Origin of the sequence: Actinomadura litoris, from assembly GCF_009733595.1 — a bacterium.
GTDB lineage: Bacteria > Actinomycetota > Actinomycetes > Streptosporangiales > Streptosporangiaceae > Spirillospora > Spirillospora litoris.
The window spans coordinates 609,391-626,741 of record NZ_WOFH01000001.1 but is presented as its reverse complement, the minus strand read 5'-3'; the positions used below and the strand labels follow the sequence as shown (position 1 = coordinate 626,741).

The window sequence follows — 17,351 nt, the reverse complement described above, 5'->3', positions numbered from 1 at the left end:
GCGAGTCTCCTTGCACTCGGGCCAACGCTCGCCCCGGCCCTCCCCGGCCTTCGTCGCCCGCCGATTCGAATGGCGGAGTTGAGCGAGACAGAGCATGGGTGACGGGTTTGTGTCACCGGCTCGCCACCCACCGAACGGGTTCAGGAACGGCGTTGCCGAGTGCGTGGTATCGAACACTGCGAGTGGCATCGGCAGGTTGACGGCGCACATTCCCTGGAGGTGTTTCCGAGCCGCTACGGGACCATCACGCGAAAATGGGCTTGCCGCCGACGACCGCGGTGCGCCACAATGATCACGTATTCCGGCTTTTTCCAGCGAATTTGTCAACTCACTAAGAATCGCCTGTTCCTGTGAGGAGATGATATGCGACGAGTCGCGATCACCATCGGAGTTCTGGCGGTTGCGGGGGCCCTCGCCGTACCGTCCCCGGCGAACGCCGCATCCGGCAAGCTGACTTTCGACCAGGGCAACGGTTACCGGATCACCATCGAGAACCCGCCCGCCGGAGCCTGCTACAACCTCTCGGCCCAGGCCGGGCACACCAAGATCGGCCTCGTCGGGAACGAGACCACCAGGCCGATCAAGGTCATCATGGGTCCGAACTGCACCGACCAGGCCGGTTGGTTCAACCTCCCGCCATCGACGACCACGCGCTACGCGCCGAATGAGAGCGTCCTGATTCTGGAGTAGCCGCTCGCGGCCGGCCGGCGGTGGGGCGCCCGCCGACGGGCGCCCCACCGCCGGCATCTGGGCCGGGAAACCGGGCGAGGTGGCGCGGAGTCCGTGCCATGGTGGCGTATGCGGAACGCGTCGAGACCCATATGGATATGCGACTGTGGCGCGGCCGGGTTCAGCGGGTTCTGTATGCGCCTCCGTTCACGTTCAGCACCTGCCCTGTGATGTGGCGTGCCGCAGGTGACGCGAGAAAAATGACCGCCTCGGCGATGTCGTCGGGGGAGGCGGCGCGGCCGGTCGCGGTCGAGGAGACCAACTCTCCGCGCCTTTCGTCCGGCAGCCGGTCGCGGAAGAACTCGGTGTCGGCGACGTATCCCGGCGAGACGACATTGGCGGTGATGCCGCGTGGGCCCAGCTCGCCCGCCAGGTCGAGGTTCCAGGAGGCGAGCCCGGCCTTGGCGGCGCCGTAGGAACCGGCGCCCTGGTCGGCGGCGATCGACCCGATGTGGACCACCGCGCCGCCTGGGACGAGGCGCTCGTCCACCGCCTTGGTCGTCAGCGCGGCGCTGACCAGGTTCGCGTCGAGGTTGGCGCGGAAGTCCCGAGCGTAGGCGGCGAGGTCCGTCCTGCCGTCGGCGTCGAAGTCGGTGTTGCCCCCGGCGTTGTTGACCAGCACGTCGATCCTGCCGGGCAGCTCCGCCAGTGTCCCCATGAGCGCCTCAGGGTCGGTGTGGTCGCATTTCAGGGCTCGGACGCCGAGCGCGTCCGCCGTCTCCTTGAGGGGACCGGGGCGGCGGCCGGTGATGACGACGGCCTCGTGCCGCTCGGCGAAACCCCGCGCGATGGCGCGGCCGATGCCCGTACCGCCGCCGGTGACCAGGATGGTGCGTGTCATAAGCTGGGCCCCTCACTAGCGTTGAGGTCTAAATTTAGATCTAAACATATCCTCCAGGGAGGGGCTTGTGGCAACAGACGACGAGGACGGCGCCGGGCATCCCGTCTATGAGATCGCCGCCGCCTGGGAGCGGGAGCGCCCCGGCACGCCGGTCTCCTCGATCCGGATCGTCACGCCGATCTGGCAGCTGGCCAAGCTGTTCGGCGATGATCGGCGCTCGGTCCTGGCCCGCGCGGGGGTGGACGCCGCCACCCTGGACCTGCTCAGCGTCCTGCGCCGCAGCGGCCCCCCGTACACGCTCAGCACCCGCGAGCTGAGCCGTCGCTCCCTGGTCACGGCGGGGGCGATCTCGCAGCGCGTCGCCCGCGCCGAACGCGAGGGCCTGGTCGAACGCCATCCCGCCCAGGGGCGCCCCCGCACCGTGCAGGTCGCCCTGACCGCCGCCGGGCACGAGGTGGTCGAGGCGACCGTCGACCAGGTGCTCCACCGGGAGGCCGAACTGATCAGCGGTCTCACACCCGACCAGCGGACCCAGCTCACCGAGTTGCTCCGCGTCCTGCTCCAACAGGTTCAGCACCGCACCGACGACGACCGGATAACGCACGTCGGCCAGGACTGAAACCCCGCGCGCGGCGGGGTCGCGGCTAGCGCAGGACGGCTGCCAGCAGGTCGGTGCCCAAGGCCGTCAGGTCGGGCAGGTTGAGGGTGTAGCGGACGTAGCGGCCGTGGCGGCGGGACGTGAGCAGGCCCGCGCGGCGCAGGGCGGCGAGGTGGCGGGACACCTCCGGGGGCGAGAGCTCCCAGAAGTCGGCCAGCTCGCTGGTGGTGTGCGGGCCGCGGGCCAGCGTGCGCAGCAGCCGCAGCCGCACCGGATGCGCGAGAGCCTCCAGCCGGAGGGTGACCGTCTCCAGCGAGACCGGTTCCGCCGGACCCGGCTCGGCGACGGGGTACTGCACCACCGGATGCCATCCGGGCGTGTGGACCGCCACCAGGTGCGGGCGGCCGAAGACGCTGGGGATGAAGGTGACCCCGGCGCCGTGGGCGGTGGTCGCCTTGTCCTGCACCTTGTCCACGACGATGCAGTCGCCGTCCGGTGCCAGGGCGACCGCGCCGGAGACCGAGGCGAGCGCCGCGCGAAGGCCCTGGCGCCTGAGCATCTCGTTCTTCAGACGCAGATCGTCGGCGAGTCGCACGGTGACGCCCGCCCAGGCGTCGTCGAAGAACGCCTCGGCGCATTCTTCGAGGGTGCGGCGTACCCGCGCCCGCACCGCGGCGGGGTCCGCGAGCAGCCGTTCCGCGAACGCCTCCTGTAGTTCGCCGCGGGCCTGGGCCACGACCAGGGCCCGCTCGCGCGCGGTCGTGTCGGTCAGCGGCGACGCCCCGGGGAAATGGACCCGGTTGCTGCCGCACGTGGTGACGAGCGCGGCGGTCACATAGGTCTCGTCGTCGAGCCGGTCCACGTCGTCCAGCTCCTCGGCGAGGGTCGGCCGGGGTCTCGCGGGGATCAGGAAGTCGGCCTGCGAGGAACGCCAGAGGAACTCCGCCTCCCGGAGCCGCTCGGCCGGCTCCGGCCGAAGCCCGGCCCAGACGTCCGCGGCCCAGCCGGAGAACTGCGGATGGTGGCCGGGCTCGGCCAGCACGTGCAGCATCGCGGTCAGCTCCGCCAGTGGGGAGGCGGCGAACCGCACCCGTTCGGACGGCAGGCCGCTGATGTCGATCCTCAGCGTCATTCACCCATCATCACCGCCCGGACGGCCTGGTCACGGCATCGATTGACGACAACCGTCAACCGACGTGCCCCGCCCCGGCGGGTCGGCGCACTGTCTGACGCCATGGCGACCACCACCAGGATCCAGCCCCGTGCCCTCGTCCGCGCCTCCGGAGGCCCGCGCTACGCCGTCGCCCTTGCGGTGGACGCGCTCGGCACCGGCCTGCTGCGGCCCTTCCTGCTGCTCTACGGCGTGACGGTGCTGGGGCTGTCCGCCCCGGCCACCGGCACCGCCATGACGGTCGGCATCGTCGCGGGCCTGGTCTGCATGCCCGCGGTGGGCCGGTGGCTGGACCGGGGCGCGCGCAGCACGGTCGTGGCCGCGTCAATGCTGGTGCGGGTGCTGGGCGCGGCGCTGCTGGCGGCCGCCCCGGCGGGGCACGTCTGGCTCTTCGCTTCGGCCGCCCTGTTCCTCGGCATCGGCAACCAGGCATGGCCGACCGCCCACGCCGCGCTCGTGGCCACGGTCGCCCACGGACGGGAACGCGACACCGCCCTCGCGGCGGCCCGCGCCCTGCGCAACGCGGCCCTGGGCGTCGGAGCGCTCCTCGCCGCCGCATGCCTGGCCGGCGGCACCACCGCACTGCGGGCGCTGGCGGCCGCCACCGTGCTCGCCTACCTGCTCGCCGCCGCTCTGGCGTGGTCGGCCCACGTGCGCGCACAGCCGGCGGACGCCGCCTCGGCCCGGGACGAGGGTCCCGCGCCCCGGATGACCGCGCTACTCGCCGCCAACGTGGTCTACGTCTTCTGCCTCAACGTTCCCGAAATCGCCATTCCCTTGATCCTGGTGACGCGGTTCCACGCGTCGCCGGTGTGGCCGGCGGCCGTCTTCGTGGCCAACACCGTGCTGGTCGTCGCCTTCCAGGTGCCGGTCACCGTGCTGATGTCCCGCTACTCCCGCCGGACCACGCTGGTCCTCTCCGGCGTGGTGCTCGCCGCGTCCTACCTCGGCTTCCTCGCGGCCACCTCCCTGGGACACGGCTGGGGCGCCCCGGCCGTCGCCGCGGTGTCCGTGGTCTGCACGATCGGCGAGATCATCTACGCGGGCAGCGCGACCGCGCTCGTCACCGCCCTCGCCCCGGCCCACGTCCTCGGACGCGCCCTGGCCCGCTTCCAGCTCTCCACCGGTTTCGGCCTCGCCGTCTCCCCGGCGATCATCACCGCCCTCGCCTCCCACGGCCCGGCCGCGCTGTGGGGCGGCCTCACCGCCGGGACGCTCCTGTCCGCCTCCGCCGTCGCCGCCGAGAAGGACCACGGCTCGACGGTCGGGCACGAGCACGCTCGCACCGAAGAGGCAACGTGATCGTCGCCGCTCCGGACGCGGGCGGGCGGCGGCGGCAGGTCCGGGCTCTCGCCCGGACCGGCTGCCGACCGCCCCGCGGCGGCTTACTTGTTGGAAGCCTCCTCGTACTCCGGCTCCTTGCTGTCCCTGCTGCCGCCCTTGGAGCCGTTCCTGCGGCCGTTCCTCGCGCTGGAGCCGGACCTGCCCTTCGGGCCGTCGCCGGACTTCTCCTCCTCCTTCAGCGCGTCCTCATGGGACTTGACGACCTCGCTGTCGTGGATCTCGCCGCGCCAGCCCTCGATCTCGTCGGCGCGGGTCAGCGACTGCGTCATCACGTACCGGCGGAAGTGCTTGAGCTCCAGCCGGACGCGGCGGCCCTGCGCCCGCCAGAGGTTGCCGGTCCGCTCGAACAGGCCCTGCGGGTGGTACTCCAGCGCCACCAGGACGCGGGTGAGGTTCGGCGCCAGCTCGTGGAAGCTGATCGTCCCGTCGACGTGGCCCTTGTTGCCCTTCGAGCGCCAGACGATGTGCTCGTCCGGCACCTGCTCGACGATCGTGGCCTCCCACGTCCGCTTGGACCAGAAGATCTTCGCCTGCCAGTTCAGCTTCTCCTCGTCCGCCTGGTCGACGCTGACGACCTTCTTCATGAAGGACGGGAACTCCTGGAACTGCGTGAACTGGTCGTAGACGAGGCGGCGCGGCGCACCGACGTCGGTGTGCTCGACGATGTTGGTGACCTTCACCTTCTTGCCGCCACCGCCGCCCTTCTTCAGGGCGCCCCCGACGGTGTCCTTCAGCCGGCCGAACAGGCCCTTGGCCCCTTCGGCGGGCTTCTCGGCGGCGTTCTTCGCGGTGTCCTTGGCGCTCTGGGCCGCGCCCTTGGCGCTCTTCGCCGCACCCTTGGCGGCACCGGCGCCGCGTCCGCCGCTCTTGGTCTCGGTCTGCTCCTGCTCGCCGTCCTCGCCGTTGCGGCGGCTGAGCGCGCGGCCGGCCGCGACGGCGGCACCGGCGCCGAGCAGGACGCCGCCGGTGGTCCCGAGCGCCTTGCCACCGGGAATGCCGCCCGGCAGGTTCTGCGTGATCCGGCCGAGGCCCGACGGGCTCTTCCGGCCGACCGGCAGCCGTTTCGCGATTCGGCCGATGGGCATCGGGCCCACCTTGGTTCCGCGTTTCATATTCGTGCTCCTCCGCATGGATTGGGTTTCGGGGTTCTGTCTCACTGCGGGCCGCTCACGCCGTCCGGACGACCTCGCCGTCATGGATCTCGCCGCGCCAGCCCTCCACCTCGCCGGGGGCGACCAGCGCGCGGGTCATGACATGGCGGCGGAAGTGCTTGAGCTCCAGCCGGACGCGGCGGCCCTGCGCGCGCCAGAGGTTGGCGGTCCGCTCGAACAGGCCCTGCGGGTGGTACTCCAGGACGAGCAGGACGCGGGTCAGGTCGGGCGTCAGCTCGTGGAAGCTGACCGTCCCGTCCACCCGGCCCTTCCCCGCCGCCGAGCGCCACACGATGTGCCGGTCGGGGACCTGTTCCACGATCGTCGACTGCCAGGTCCGGCTCGACCAGAAGACCTTCGCCTTCCAGTTCAGCTTCTCCTCGGACGCCTGGTCGACGCTCACCACCTTCTTCATGAAGGACGGGAAGTCCTCGAAGCGGGTCCACTGGTCGTAGACCAGCCGGCAGGGCGCGCCGACATCGGTCTGCTCGACGATGTCGACCCGGCCGCCGCGCCGTCCGCCGCCGAAGATCCGCTTGAGCGTCTCCTTCAGCGCCGTCCAGCCGAAGCTCACCAGCGCCCGCGCGGGCGACTTGCCCTGGGCGAGCGCCCGCGCCCCGGCGAGGGACGCCTTGGCGAGCGGCCCGCCGTACTCGGCCCGCACCGCCAGCCGCCGGACGGAGCGCGCCAGCCTCGCCTCGTACCGGCCGACGACCCGGCTCGCCAGCCGGCGCCCGACCCGGCCGACGGCGACCGCGCCCAGGACGCCGCCCGCGCCTGCCACGCCGGCGGCGAGCCCGGTCCGGAGTTTCATGTCCTCGTCACCTCGCCGTCTACTCGGAGTCGAGCGGCGGGCTACCCGCGTAAAGAGGGACAAAACAGGCCACAGGCCGAGCCCCGGACTTCCATGCCACCGTGATACCGCCTCGGTTAGCACACAGTGACCACCTGGTAACACGCCCTACCGCCCGCCGGACACCCTCACCGAACCCCCTGGCCGCCGCCTCTCGCGCCGCATTGTCGGACGACGAACTGCCAGCCCGGCTCCACCTGACCACCACCGAACGCGAGGCACCCCTGAGCCGCGCCATGCGACTCGGTGTGCATCCACGTCGGGCTGCCCGCCGCCCCGCCATCCGCAGAGGCGATACAGGCCCGGACCGCCGACGGCCAGGTGGTCCCCCTCACGGTGCGGCGGCTCCCCGGGGCCCGGGTGTGATCGGCGTGGCGCTCCCGGACCGCGACGATCCGCCCCTCCGGCTCCATGTGCTCGACGCGTCCGGCGCCGACGGGCGCAACCCCTAGACACCCCCGTGCCCGGCGCAGGTGGCATCAGAAGGGCGCCCTTGTGGGCAGCATCACTCGATGACTCCGGAGCCTGTGTTTGCTAGGCAAACCACGGATCATCGGGGAACATCTGAGTAAGGCGCTCGCGGACCTTCTGGCGGACCTCGGCGCCGCCGTGGCGCACGATCGGGTCCCAGCAGTATCTTCTGACCGCCGGATGGCCGGACGCGTCCGGGCACATCAGAACCGCGAGGACCCGGATAGGCCAAAGGAGCGGCGCGACATCCCCGCTGTTCAGCAATGCTCGCAGGCTCATCCCGGCGTCTAACGTCGAGATGATGCCCTCGAACAGGTACCTCCAAGCCGACCACACCGCGACCTCTATTGCTCTCGCACAGCGCAACTCATCCGCGAGAGGTTCTGTGCTTCTCAGGCGAAGAGCCTCTTCCGCCATACGGAAAATTCTGTCCCGGAGTTGCTCGTACTGAGTGATGGCGTGGGCGATCTGAGCGAGCAACTCGCACCAGAAGTGGGTACTGCGCGCCCAGAGCTGGAATGCTTGCATTCGTTGTGCCCCGAGATGAGCGGACAGGCCGCGCAGCACCAGCCCGCTGTCGGAGACGCCCGGTGCGTCCTCGAAAGCCCTTTCGTCCGCGCTCCGAGCGCACCTCCGCAACGCCTCATCACGGTACAGCCAGTAAACGACGTCCGCCCTCGCGCAGCCGATCGCTGCCTGTTTCAGGGTCACCCCCGGCGGCCTTGTGTCCCAGTTTCCCTCCTGTTCCGCGAGGTACTCACGTACACGTTTCTCCGTTCCATCCGCGATTTCGAAGGCCCCTTGGCAAGCGTGCATCGCACCACCGCACTCGCATTTACATCCGGGTAGTCGAGCCCGGGCACAGTTGCTGTTGTGGGCCATGCGCTCCTCCTCCGTCAAGAGAGGAACAAATCATCCACCGCGGGCTGCGGAGCGTAAATACGTGCCCGGGGAGTAGATCGATTACCTCGCGGCGAAACATGTCCCTGCCGCAGGACGAGGCGGCCGCTGTCAAGTTCGGTTCGTGTCACGGCTCTAGACGCAAGTAGTAACCTCCCCCATTCATGTCGCCGCCGTCGAGGGGGCCGCTCGACCCAGGGGCGGGGCGGCCGAAGCCCGGCCGCGGACGGACCGAAACACATCGAGTGCGTCGTCCGGGACAGCGCGTCGTGGGGCCTTCGTCTCCGGAAAACGGAAGCGGATCGTTCACTGAGGTCGGTGTTCTGCGGCTCGGGGAGGACTGGCCCCGCCGATCTACATCGGCTTGTTTGCTAGTGCCCCATCACCGCCGTCATCCGCGCCGGTGAGCAGGGGTCCTTCCGACCACCCGGTCATGCTTGCGATCGCGTGGCGGTTCCGGTTGTGGCCGACCGTCCCGGGTCCCCTTGAGACAGAACCATTTTCCAGCGATTTTGGGGTGACAGCCCGTCCCGTGCGAGGAGCTCGGATGACGCCTCCGACCGGTCGCCGTACGGTCCTCGTCGCCGGCGGCGCCGCAGCCCTCCCGCTCGGTCGGGGCACGCCGGGGTGGCGTCTCGGGGAGGACGCCGAGGGCACCGTCTACTTCGGCGTGACGGCGCCGCTGCCCGCCGTCGAGGGCGCTGAGCCCGCCGGCCTGTGCCAGGTCGGCGCGCTCCTCGCCGACCGCGACTCCGGGCTGCTCACGCACGCCGGCGCGCTGGAGCACTGGCATGCCACGCACCGGTTCTGCCCGCGCTGCGGCACCGGGACGAGGGTCGCCTCGGCCGGGCACGTCCGGGTCTGCCCGGCGGACGACCTGCTGCGCTGGGACGGGGGAGAACGGAGCGCAGCTCGATCCGCCCGCTCGTCGGACGGCTGTGCTGACCTCATGGTGCGTGCCGAGGGGGCGTCGTGGCAGTAGACGGGCCGCTGAGCGATCAGGATCGCGCCGAGATCGTCGCCGGACTGCGCGATGCCTACCGGGCATCCCGGAGACGCTGGCACCGCCGCGTGATCTGGGTCGAGTCCCCGGAGCACCTCCGGAGGTACCGGCACCGGAGCAGCCGATCCGCGAAACTGACCGCCGGAGAGCGCATCCGGGCTCGGTGCCGGTACGCGCTGTCGCTGTCGCTCTCGGCGCTCTTGCTCTACCTGGTCTTCATTCCCTTGGGGGCGGGCGTCTACATCGTCTGCCGCATGGACGACAGGCCGGCGGGGATGATCGGCGCGAGCATCGCCGAGCTGAGCCTGCCGAAAGCTCTGGGAATATATTCGTTCTTCGCCCTTTTCGTCTATCTGTGCTGCGCCTTACATGCCATCGATGGAGAGGGCGGTCTCGATCTACTGGATCTGGGCGACGACCGGGTGAGGCTGCGCGCGCTGAAACCTGAGAGCCCCCGGTTCGATCCGCTGCTCCCCATGCTCCGGATCTCTTCGGCCCTCTTCCAGGGAGGCGATATCGCGGACCTGCGCGGCTGCCTCCACTTCGGAGTCCCAGGGCGGGCGTTCGCCTGCGCGACGTTCCGCGGCCTGGTGATCGTGGTCGAGCCGCCCTCGGTCATGCACACCGAGGCGCTGCCCGACGGAACCACCCGCCCGCACGCGGACGACGTGGCCGCGCTGCGATGGCCGAACGGTGAAGAGCACTTCTTCCTGCACGGCACCCTGGTGCCGAAGGAACTGTTCGATGGCGAATGGAACATTCAGCAGATCGAAAGAACACGGAACAGCGAGTTGCGGCGCCTGGCCATCGAACGCATGGGCTGGGAGAGATTCATTTCCAGGGCCGGGCTCGAACCGCTGGCCGAAACGGAGGATCCCGGCAACCCCGGTGCCGTCCTGCGCCTTTACGACATCCCCGGCGCCGACGCACGACTGCTGGTGATGCGCAACGGCAGCCCCGACCGGTCCGGCGCGCACCGCGACTATGCGGAACCGGTCCCCGGACATCTGGACGATCCGGTCGAAGCCGCCGCCTGGCAGTACGGCTGCCCCGTGGACGTCTACCGGCGACTGGAACGACGAACCTGAGGAGAGCGCCATGCACACCTACGCGACCGCACTGAAACTGATCGGCGTCACCGTCCCCGGCCATCTCACCGCCGACGCCGAGGTCCCGATCCTGACCGGGCCCCAAGCCCAGGGGGACCTGCTGGTCATCCCCACCGGCGCGCCCCGCTCCAAGGACTGGCGGACCGTCCCCGCGACGGGAGTGCGGGTCGTCCGCGGCGAAGCGACCGGCAACACCCACTGGCTCCACCCCGGCTTCGACAGCCCAGGGGTGTCCTGGCTGCCCGCGAGCGGCCAGGAGGACGGCCTCGCGGTCGGACACCTGCGGGTCCCCGGCGGTCAGACGGCCCTCCTGATCCACACCGACGAGCACGGAGCCAACGGCATCGGGCCGGGCGAGTACGTCATCAACCGCAAACGCCAGGCGAAGGTCGCCTTCGACGCCGCGCCACGGACCGCGTCAGGCACGTCCCACGACCTGTTCGGACTCGTAGACGACTGAACCATTGATCGCGGGCCGCGCTGGGGCCTCACCTGCACGAGCGCGTGACCTTTCGCGATGCATCAGGGCGACCGAGGCCGCCGCCGATGCGAGCGCGATCATCCCGGCCCGGGTGGTTCGCGTCCGAGGCCGCGGTCGCTTTGCGCCGCGCTCCCTGCTCGGTGCCGGACGAACGATGCCCCGTTGGCGACCACTCTTGGGGAACAGCGGGTAGATCATCGCGGCGCTAAGGAAAGACCAGGTCAGAGCTGGGATCTGGCAGTTCACGGGTCGGTCGGCCGGGTAGGTGGCGGCGGAAGATGAACGCAGATGACCCACCCGTTCGCCTTTCGGGGGAGGTTTCGCGAATGTCTGAGTCACAGATGCCCGACCTGGTCCGCGCGGCCGTGGCGGTGCCCCGGACACGGCGGCGACCGCGAACATCGGTGGCCGCAGGGGTGCCGGCCGTCGTCGCGGCGGCCGTACTGGCGCTCGCCGGGTGCGGCGGTGGAGAGGGGGACAAGTCGTCCGACTCGCAGGCACCGAGATCCCCGGCTCTGGCGGGGTCGGCGTCCGCGTCTCCGTCCGGTGGTCAGACCATCAAAACGGCGTCCGTGGGGGCCCTGGGGCAGATCCTGGTCGACGGTCAGGGCCGGACGGTCTACCTGTTCGAGAAGGACACGGGCGGCATGTCGTCGTGCACCGGGTCGTGTGCGGCGGTGTGGCCGCCGGTCGCCACCGCGGGGCGGCCCACCGCCGGGCCGGGCGCGGACGCGGCGAAGCTGGGCACCACCAAGCGTCCGGACGGCTCGACGCAGGTCACCTATGGCGGACATCCCGTCTACTACTACGTGCCTGACGGCATGACTCCCGGCAGCGCCAAGGGGGAGGGCCTGAACCAGTTCGGCGCCGAGTGGTACGTGCTGTCGGGGTCCGGCGGCAAGGTCGAGCCCAAGGGCGGCGGCTACTGACATGCGCCGCCGGTGGTGGGCTCCGCTCGTCGCCGTCCCGGTGATGGCGGCCACTGGCTGCGCGATGGCGACGAACTCGCTGCATCCCGGCCGGGCGCGGATCGGCACGGAGCGGGTGCCCTCGCTCGGGCGGATCCTGGTGGACGGGAAGGGCCGCACGCTCTACCTGTTCGTCGCCGACCTGCCGAACCGGTCGAGCTGCGGCGGGGCGTGCGCCGCCATCTGGCCGCCCGCGACCTCCCAGGGCCCGGCGATCGCGGACGGTGCCGCCCAGCGGTCCCAGATCACCACGATCGCCCGCTCCGAGGGGCCGCGCCAGCTCGTCTACGCGGGCCACCCGCTGTACTACTACCAGGCCGATACCGGACGCGGTGACATCCGAGGCCAGGCGCTCACGCAGTTCGGCGCCGAATGGTACGCCGTCTCACCTCAGGGTGAGCAGGTCCAGGGCGGAGTGAGTCGTGGCTCCCTCGTCCCGGGCGGGTGACCCCCGTGCGTCACGTGCTGCGCTACCTCGGCGTGCTGCTGCTGTTCGGCATCGGCGCCGTCCATCTGCGCGAGTACGTCGCCGACCATTACCGGGTCATCCCGATCATCGGGGTCCTGTTCGCGCTCAACTTCGCCGGGGCGGTGGCCATGGGGATCGTCCTGGCGAGCCCGCCGCGGTGGCCGCCCCTGTTCGGACGCGCGCCGCTCGCACTCGTGGCGCTCGGGGCGGCCGGGTTCGCGCTGGGCACGATCATCGGCCTGCTGATCAGCGAGCAGGCCAGCCTGTTCGGGTTCCACGAGTACGGCTACCGGTCCGTGATCGTGCTCGCGCTCGCTCTGGAGGGCGCCGCCGTGGTGGTGCTGCTCGGGTTCGCGGCGCTCGAAACGCGCCGGACGCGGGGACGGCCCTCCACCGACGCGGGATGAGCCTTCCGGTTCCCTGATGACCATCTGTTAGTCGGTGCTGTGGCTTCCGGCTCGCCCGGACGGGGGAGGACTTCCGCAGCAGCCGACCGTCGAGGGGAGTCGTCGTGGGAAGCCGTGCGCCCGGCAGAAGCGGACCTGGCCGGCACGGGCGGACCACGACGATGCCAGGACGGGGCGCGGCCGTGCTCGCCCTGGTTCTCGTCCTGGCCTCGGCCTGCTCGTCCGGGGCACACGGCCGCGACGCCGGCGGGCGGCGGGCGCCGAAGGCGGCCCAGGTAGCCGAGAACGCCAAACGCGGCGACGCGGACTGGCGGATCGTCCGCAGGAACCTCGGATCCGAGCACGAGATCGAGGGCTACGCCGACCGCGTGAGCGTGCTGCCGGGTGAGCCCTTCCGGTTGTTCGTGTCCACCACGTCCTCCGGGTTCTCCGCCCAGGCGTTCAGGATGGGCTGGTACGGCGGCGCGCAGGCGCGCCGGGTATGGCGCTCCGGGCTCAACCCCGGGGTGCGGCAGGCGGGCGCCCATGTCGGCAAGGCGACCCGGACGGTGTCGGCTCCCTGGCGGCCGTCGCTGACCGTGTCCACCTCCGGATGGCCCGCGGGCAGCTACCTGGTCATGCTGACCGCCACCTCGGGGGCGCGGCGGTACGTGCCGGTGACCCTCCGCTCGCCCAGCGCGGCGGGACGCGTCGTCGTGCTGAACGCGACCACCACCTGGCAGGCCTACAACATGTGGGGCGGCTACGACCTGTACAAGGGACCGTCGGGCGGGGAGGGGGACCGGGCCAGCGCGGTCAGCTTCGACCGTCCTTACGACGGAAACGGCGCGGGCAAGTTCATAGTCTACGAGCAGCCCGCGATCGCGCTCGCGGAGAAGCTGGGCGTGCCGCTGGCGTACGCGACCGACAACGACCTGCACGCCGACCCCGGGCTGCTCAAGGGGGCACGCGGCCTGCTGACCCTCGGGCATGACGAGTACTGGTCGTCCACCATGCGCCGGCGCGCCACGCAGGCCCGCGACCAGGGCGTCAACATCGCCTTCCTGGGCGCCAACGCGGTCAACCGGCACATCAGGTTCGCCGCCACCCCGCTCGGGTCGAACCGGCTGGTCGTCTGCTACAAGGACGCCGCCGCCGACCCCATGGCGCGGACCGACCCCAGCGAGACGACCCAGGACTGGCGGCTGCCCCCCGAGCCTCGGCCGGAGAGCGACATCATCGGCATCCAGTACATGTGCTTCCCGGCCGAGGGCGCCTTCACCGTCGCGCGGCCGGACTTCTGGCTGTTCCGGGGCACCGGGGTGCGCGCCGGGACGAGGTTCCCCGGCGTCATCGGCCCGGAGGCCGACGCGCTCAACCGCGCCGGGCCCACCCCGGCCACCCTGGAGATCGTCGCCAGCTCGCCGATCACCTGCGGGGACCGCCGGGCCGTCGCGCACGCCTCCTACTACACCACCGGCGAAGGCGCGGGCGTGTTCGCGACCGGCACCATGCGCTGGGTCTGCGCCATGCGCGGCCCCGCCTGCGGGCACGGTGTCACCGAGGCGGGACGCCGGTTCGTCACACAGGTCAGCCGGACGCTCATCCGCGCCATGGCCGAAGGGCCGCTGGGGCGGGTGCATCCGTCCCGTCCCAACTACAAACTCGGCGCCGACCAGGAATGAAGCGCCATGGCGACCGAGGGGAGGACGGTGGTCAGGGCGGGCCGGTGGCCCGCCGGGCGCGTAGGGCGCGAAGTTTGTGCCGGTTGCCGCAGCGTTCCATCGAGCACCATCGCCGCGCGCCGGGGCGGGAGGTGTCGACGAACACCAGCGGGCAGTCGTCGCCGGCGCATTCGCGGACGCGCCCGGACAGCGGCCCGGCCAGCAGGTCGATCATCTCGCGCGCCAGCGCCGACAGCGCCTGCGTCGCCCGCACGGGTGACGCCCACGTCGCGGCGGTGCCCCCGACGGACAGCTCCGGGACGAGCGGCGCCGCCTGGGCGGCCCGGTTGATGGCGGCCACCGCTTCGGCGGGCAGGGGGCGCTCCGCGGCGCGGGCGTGCGCGGCCTCCCAGATCGCCTGCCGCAAGGTCTTGGCCGCGGCCAGTTCGCGGGACGTGACGGGGGTGGTCAAGGCCGCGTCCAGGGGCGGCTGGGCCAGCCATCCGGCGAGGTCGCCGGGCTCGTGGAGGGTCTCGAAGACCGCGTAGTCGCCCTCCCCGCCGGTGTGGGCGAAGTCCAGGCAGACCGCGCCGGCGTCGAACCGGAACGACCCGCCCTTGGGGTCGTGCAGCACCCGCCCGGTTGTCCCCGTTCGCATGCAACCAGTATAACTGGTGTCGCAACGACACCACTTTAACCGGTGTCTCGAAGAAGGAGATCGACATGGGCGTCCGGCACATCAACCCCGAGGGGCTGCACCGCAGCCCGGCCTTCAGCCAGGCCGTCGTGGTCGAGCAGCCCGCCAAGACCATCTACATCGGCGGGCAGAACGGCGTCGACGCCGATGGCAAGATCGTCGGCCCCACGCTTGGAGAGCAGTCCGCCCAGGCGTTCCGCAACCTTCAGACCATCCTGCGGAGCGAGGGCGCGAGCCTGTCCGACATCGTCCACTGGCGGATCGCCGTGGTCGACGGCCACTCCTTCGACGAGGGGGTGGCCGCCTTCCAGCAGGTGTGGAACCGGGCCGACCCGCCGCCGGCCATCACCGTCCACGTCGTCGCCGGACTGTCCCCGGGCTTCCTGGTCGAGATCGACGCCGTCGCCGTTATCTGACCTCCGCGTTTCGGTGCGAAGGGGTAGAGCTAGCTCTACCGGAGGTCTAGAGGAAAGGCTCCTGTGCCCGTGTACCGGGTCCCGAGACCGTAGAGGAAGTCGAGCCAACGGGACGGGAGCCTTCATGGACACATATCGGAAGCGGCGCGCGTGGGGAAGGTCGCTGGCCGCGATCGGCGGTGTCGCGGCCATAGGGCTCGCCGGGACGGGACTCGACGGGGTCGCGGCGGCGGCCGCTCCGGCGGCCGGCGGCGGTTCGCTGGTGGTCACCGACAAAGGCCCGGTGCGGGGCACCGTCAGCGCGGACACCCGGGAATTCCTCGGCGTCCCGTACGCGGCGCCGCCCGTCCGGTGGGGTTCGCCGCAAGCGGCGAAGCCCTGGAGTTCACCGCGGGACGCGACGAAGCCGGGCAACGCGTGCGCCCAGAATGCGGGGTTCTTCGGTGAGAAGGCGAGCGACAGCGAGGACTGCCTCTACCTGAACGTGACCACGCCCCGGCGGTCCGCGAAGGGCAAGCGGCTGCCGGTCATGGTCTGGATCCACGGCAGCGGATTCCGGAATGGCTCCGGTGCCCTGTACCGCCCGGCCAGGATGGCCGCGCGCGGCGACGTGATCGTCGTGACCGTGAACTACAGGCTCGGGATCTTCGGCTTCCTCGACCACCCGTCGCTGGACGGCGGCCCGGCCAGGAACCGTTCGGGGAACTTCGGCCTGGAGGATCAGCAGGCCGCCCTCGGTTGGGTGCGCAGGAACGCGGCGGCGTTCGGCGGCGACGCCCGCAACGTCACGGTGTTCGGTGAGTCGGCGGGCGGGGTGAGCACGTGTTCGCAGCTCACCGCCCCGGGCGCCGCGGGCCTCTTCCAGCGGGCGATCGTCCAGAGCGGTCCGTGCACGGTCGAGAACTGGCCCGACTGGGACGGGACGCTCGAACCGTCCGGCGCGTGGCTGCCGCGTCCGCGCGGCAAGGCCGAGCGTCAGGGCCAGGCGGTCGCCGCCAAGCTCGGCTGCCCCGCCCCCGCCACGGCCGCCGCGTGCCTGCGCGCGCTGCCGACGTCGAAGCTGCTGAAGGAGTCGGAGTACGGCTTCGCGCCGGTGTACGGCGGCGGGGGCGTGCTCCCGTACTCGCCGAAGCGGGCGCTGCTCGACGGGAGGTTCGCGAAGGTCCCGGTCATGTACGGCATGACGCGCGATGAGTACCGCACGTTCGAGGCCGCGCAGCAGCTCATGGGCGTTCCCCCGCTGGCGGACGAGGCGGAGTACGCCGCCCGCGTGCGCGCCTATGTCGGCGCCGAGAAGGCGCCGAAGGTGCTGGCCCGGTATCCGCTCCGGGACTACGGCTCGCCGAGTGAGGCATGGTCCGCTCTCGTCACGGACGCCACGTTCGCGCGTTCGGTGACCGACCTCGGCCGCTCCGCCGCAAGCCGGGTGCCCGCGTATGCCTACGAATTCGCGGACGCCGAATCGCCGTGGGTCGCGAATGTGCGGAGGCCCGGTTTCCCGACCGGCGCCTTCCACGCCGCCGAACTGCAATACCAGTTCGAGACCGACTACTTCGACGAGAGCCGGCTGAGCGCCGCCCAGCGGAACCTGGCCGATCAGATGACGGGTTACTGGACGAGGTTCGCCCGCACAGGCGACCCCAACGGCGCGGGCGCGCCGACCTGGCGTGAGGGAGGAAACGCAACTCAGGTGCTCGCCCCCGGCGAGGGCGGCATCCGGCGGATCGACTTCGCGAAGGAACACGGGTACACCTTCTGGAAGAACCTCTGACCAGAACGAAGTAAGACAGCCGGCGCACGTACGAACCAGGAAGCGCCGAGGACCGACGGGCCCTTCCGCTCCATCACGGGACCATCCGCCTGGGGACCGGCCCCCGCTCGCGCGGGGGCCGGTCCCCAGGCCCGCGCGACGCCAGCGCCGGCCCCTCCGACCTCAGAATCCGCGGGACCCTTACCCGGCGAGGTCGGGCCGCCGCTCCCCGGAGACGCCGATCAGGCCCGCCATCCGCACCCGCGCGCGCGTTGGGGTGTCGAAAAGTCGGAAACTCTTGCTCTGCGTTAACGAATTTGCCACCCCGCCGCCGACGGCTCCCGGAAGGA

18 protein-coding genes are annotated in these 17,351 nt (G+C 71.2%); 12 read left to right on the top strand and 6 right to left on the bottom strand.

Translation table 11 applies throughout. The features are described 5' to 3' along the window. The first annotated feature begins 363 nt into the window (after positions 1-363). The gene (locus GNZ18_RS02810) at positions 364-690 is read left to right on the top strand and encodes a hypothetical protein (RefSeq protein WP_156214462.1); all 327 of its coding nucleotides are present in this window, start codon (positions 364-366) and stop codon (positions 688-690) included. 160 nt (positions 691-850) lie between these two features. Here GNZ18_RS02810 and GNZ18_RS02805 read toward each other — a convergent pair whose 3' ends face one another. Next, a complete protein-coding gene (locus tag GNZ18_RS02805) occupies positions 851-1,570 on the bottom strand; it encodes an SDR family NAD(P)-dependent oxidoreductase (protein ID WP_156214461.1) in 720 nt (239 codons plus the stop codon). Between the two features lie 67 nt (positions 1,571-1,637). Between GNZ18_RS02805 and GNZ18_RS02800 the strand changes: the two genes are divergently transcribed. After that, on the top strand, positions 1,638-2,189 hold the full coding sequence (locus tag GNZ18_RS02800) for a MarR family winged helix-turn-helix transcriptional regulator (protein ID WP_312874265.1): 552 nt from the start codon (positions 1,638-1,640) through the stop codon (positions 2,187-2,189). Positions 2,190-2,214: 25 nt separating this feature from the next. Here the strand turns inward: GNZ18_RS02800 and GNZ18_RS02795 are convergent, their stop codons facing one another. After that, positions 2,215-3,300 carry a DUF5937 family protein gene (locus GNZ18_RS02795; RefSeq protein ID WP_156214460.1) on the bottom strand — a complete coding sequence of 362 codons (1,086 nt, stop codon included), beginning with the start codon at positions 3,298-3,300 and terminating at the stop codon, positions 2,215-2,217. Positions 3,301-3,402: 102 nt separating this feature from the next. Between GNZ18_RS02795 and GNZ18_RS02790 the strand changes: the two genes are divergently transcribed. Continuing rightward, positions 3,403-4,641, top strand: coding sequence for an MFS transporter (locus GNZ18_RS02790; RefSeq protein WP_156214459.1), 1,239 nt, complete (start codon positions 3,403-3,405; stop codon positions 4,639-4,641). An 83-nt stretch (positions 4,642-4,724) separates the two neighbouring features. Here the strand turns inward: GNZ18_RS02790 and GNZ18_RS02785 are convergent, their stop codons facing one another. From GNZ18_RS02785 to GNZ18_RS02775, 3 genes are all read right to left on the bottom strand, one after another. After that, on the bottom strand, positions 4,725-5,768 hold the full coding sequence (locus GNZ18_RS02785; RefSeq protein ID WP_216651134.1) for an SRPBCC family protein: 1,044 nt from the start codon (positions 5,766-5,768) through the stop codon (positions 4,725-4,727). A gap of 82 nt (positions 5,769-5,850) precedes the next feature. After that, positions 5,851-6,648 (bottom strand): SRPBCC family protein, encoded by a 798-nt coding sequence (locus tag GNZ18_RS02780; RefSeq protein ID WP_156214458.1) that lies wholly within the window; start codon positions 6,646-6,648, stop codon positions 5,851-5,853. A gap of 573 nt (positions 6,649-7,221) precedes the next feature. After that, positions 7,222-8,040 carry a hypothetical protein gene (locus tag GNZ18_RS02775; RefSeq protein ID WP_216651133.1) on the bottom strand — a complete coding sequence of 273 codons (819 nt, stop codon included), beginning with the start codon at positions 8,038-8,040 and terminating at the stop codon, positions 7,222-7,224. Between the two features lie 565 nt (positions 8,041-8,605). Here GNZ18_RS02775 and GNZ18_RS43980 point away from each other — a divergent pair. The 7 genes from GNZ18_RS43980 to GNZ18_RS02740 all read left to right on the top strand — a co-directional run bounded on the left by GNZ18_RS43980 (position 8,606) and on the right by GNZ18_RS02740 (position 14,159). Next, positions 8,606-9,040, top strand: a complete 435-nt coding sequence (locus tag GNZ18_RS43980; RefSeq protein ID WP_376766257.1) for an NADH pyrophosphatase zinc ribbon domain-containing protein — start codon at positions 8,606-8,608, stop codon at positions 9,038-9,040. Continuing rightward, positions 9,031-10,149, top strand: a complete 1,119-nt coding sequence (locus tag GNZ18_RS02765) for a DUF6745 domain-containing protein (RefSeq protein WP_156214455.1) — start codon at positions 9,031-9,033, stop codon at positions 10,147-10,149. The genes GNZ18_RS43980 and GNZ18_RS02765 overlap by 10 nt, the downstream gene beginning before the upstream one ends. 10 nt (positions 10,150-10,159) lie before the next feature. Beyond that, the gene (locus tag GNZ18_RS02760; RefSeq protein WP_156214454.1) at positions 10,160-10,630 is read left to right on the top strand and encodes a DUF8820 family protein; all 471 of its coding nucleotides are present in this window, start codon (positions 10,160-10,162) and stop codon (positions 10,628-10,630) included. Between the two features lie 347 nt (positions 10,631-10,977). Continuing rightward, positions 10,978-11,580, top strand: coding sequence for a COG4315 family predicted lipoprotein (locus GNZ18_RS02755; RefSeq protein ID WP_216651132.1), 603 nt, complete (start codon positions 10,978-10,980; stop codon positions 11,578-11,580). Positions 11,581-11,623: 43 nt separating this feature from the next. Then, the gene (locus tag GNZ18_RS02750) at positions 11,624-12,067 is read left to right on the top strand and encodes a COG4315 family predicted lipoprotein (protein ID WP_216651131.1); all 444 of its coding nucleotides are present in this window, start codon (positions 11,624-11,626) and stop codon (positions 12,065-12,067) included. A 5-nt stretch (positions 12,068-12,072) separates the two neighbouring features. Then, on the top strand, positions 12,073-12,495 hold the full coding sequence (locus tag GNZ18_RS02745) for a hypothetical protein (RefSeq protein ID WP_156214453.1): 423 nt from the start codon (positions 12,073-12,075) through the stop codon (positions 12,493-12,495). 161 nt (positions 12,496-12,656) lie between these two features. Next, positions 12,657-14,159 carry a N,N-dimethylformamidase beta subunit family domain-containing protein gene (locus GNZ18_RS02740; RefSeq protein ID WP_156214452.1) on the top strand — a complete coding sequence of 501 codons (1,503 nt, stop codon included), beginning with the start codon at positions 12,657-12,659 and terminating at the stop codon, positions 14,157-14,159. Between the two features lie 31 nt (positions 14,160-14,190). On the opposite strand, the gene GNZ18_RS02735 is transcribed toward GNZ18_RS02740, so the two are convergent. After that, a complete protein-coding gene (locus tag GNZ18_RS02735; protein ID WP_156214451.1) occupies positions 14,191-14,796 on the bottom strand; it encodes a CGNR zinc finger domain-containing protein in 606 nt (201 codons plus the stop codon). A 65-nt stretch (positions 14,797-14,861) separates the two neighbouring features. Here GNZ18_RS02735 and GNZ18_RS02730 point away from each other — a divergent pair, with 65 nt between their 5' ends. Together GNZ18_RS02730 and GNZ18_RS02725 are read left to right on the top strand one after the other, a co-directional pair. Further along, positions 14,862-15,251 carry a RidA family protein gene (locus GNZ18_RS02730; protein WP_156214450.1) on the top strand — a complete coding sequence of 130 codons (390 nt, stop codon included), beginning with the start codon at positions 14,862-14,864 and terminating at the stop codon, positions 15,249-15,251. A 124-nt stretch (positions 15,252-15,375) separates the two neighbouring features. Then, a complete protein-coding gene (locus GNZ18_RS02725; RefSeq protein WP_156214449.1) occupies positions 15,376-17,022 on the top strand; it encodes a carboxylesterase/lipase family protein in 1,647 nt (548 codons plus the stop codon). Positions 17,023-17,351: the final 329 nt, after the last annotated feature.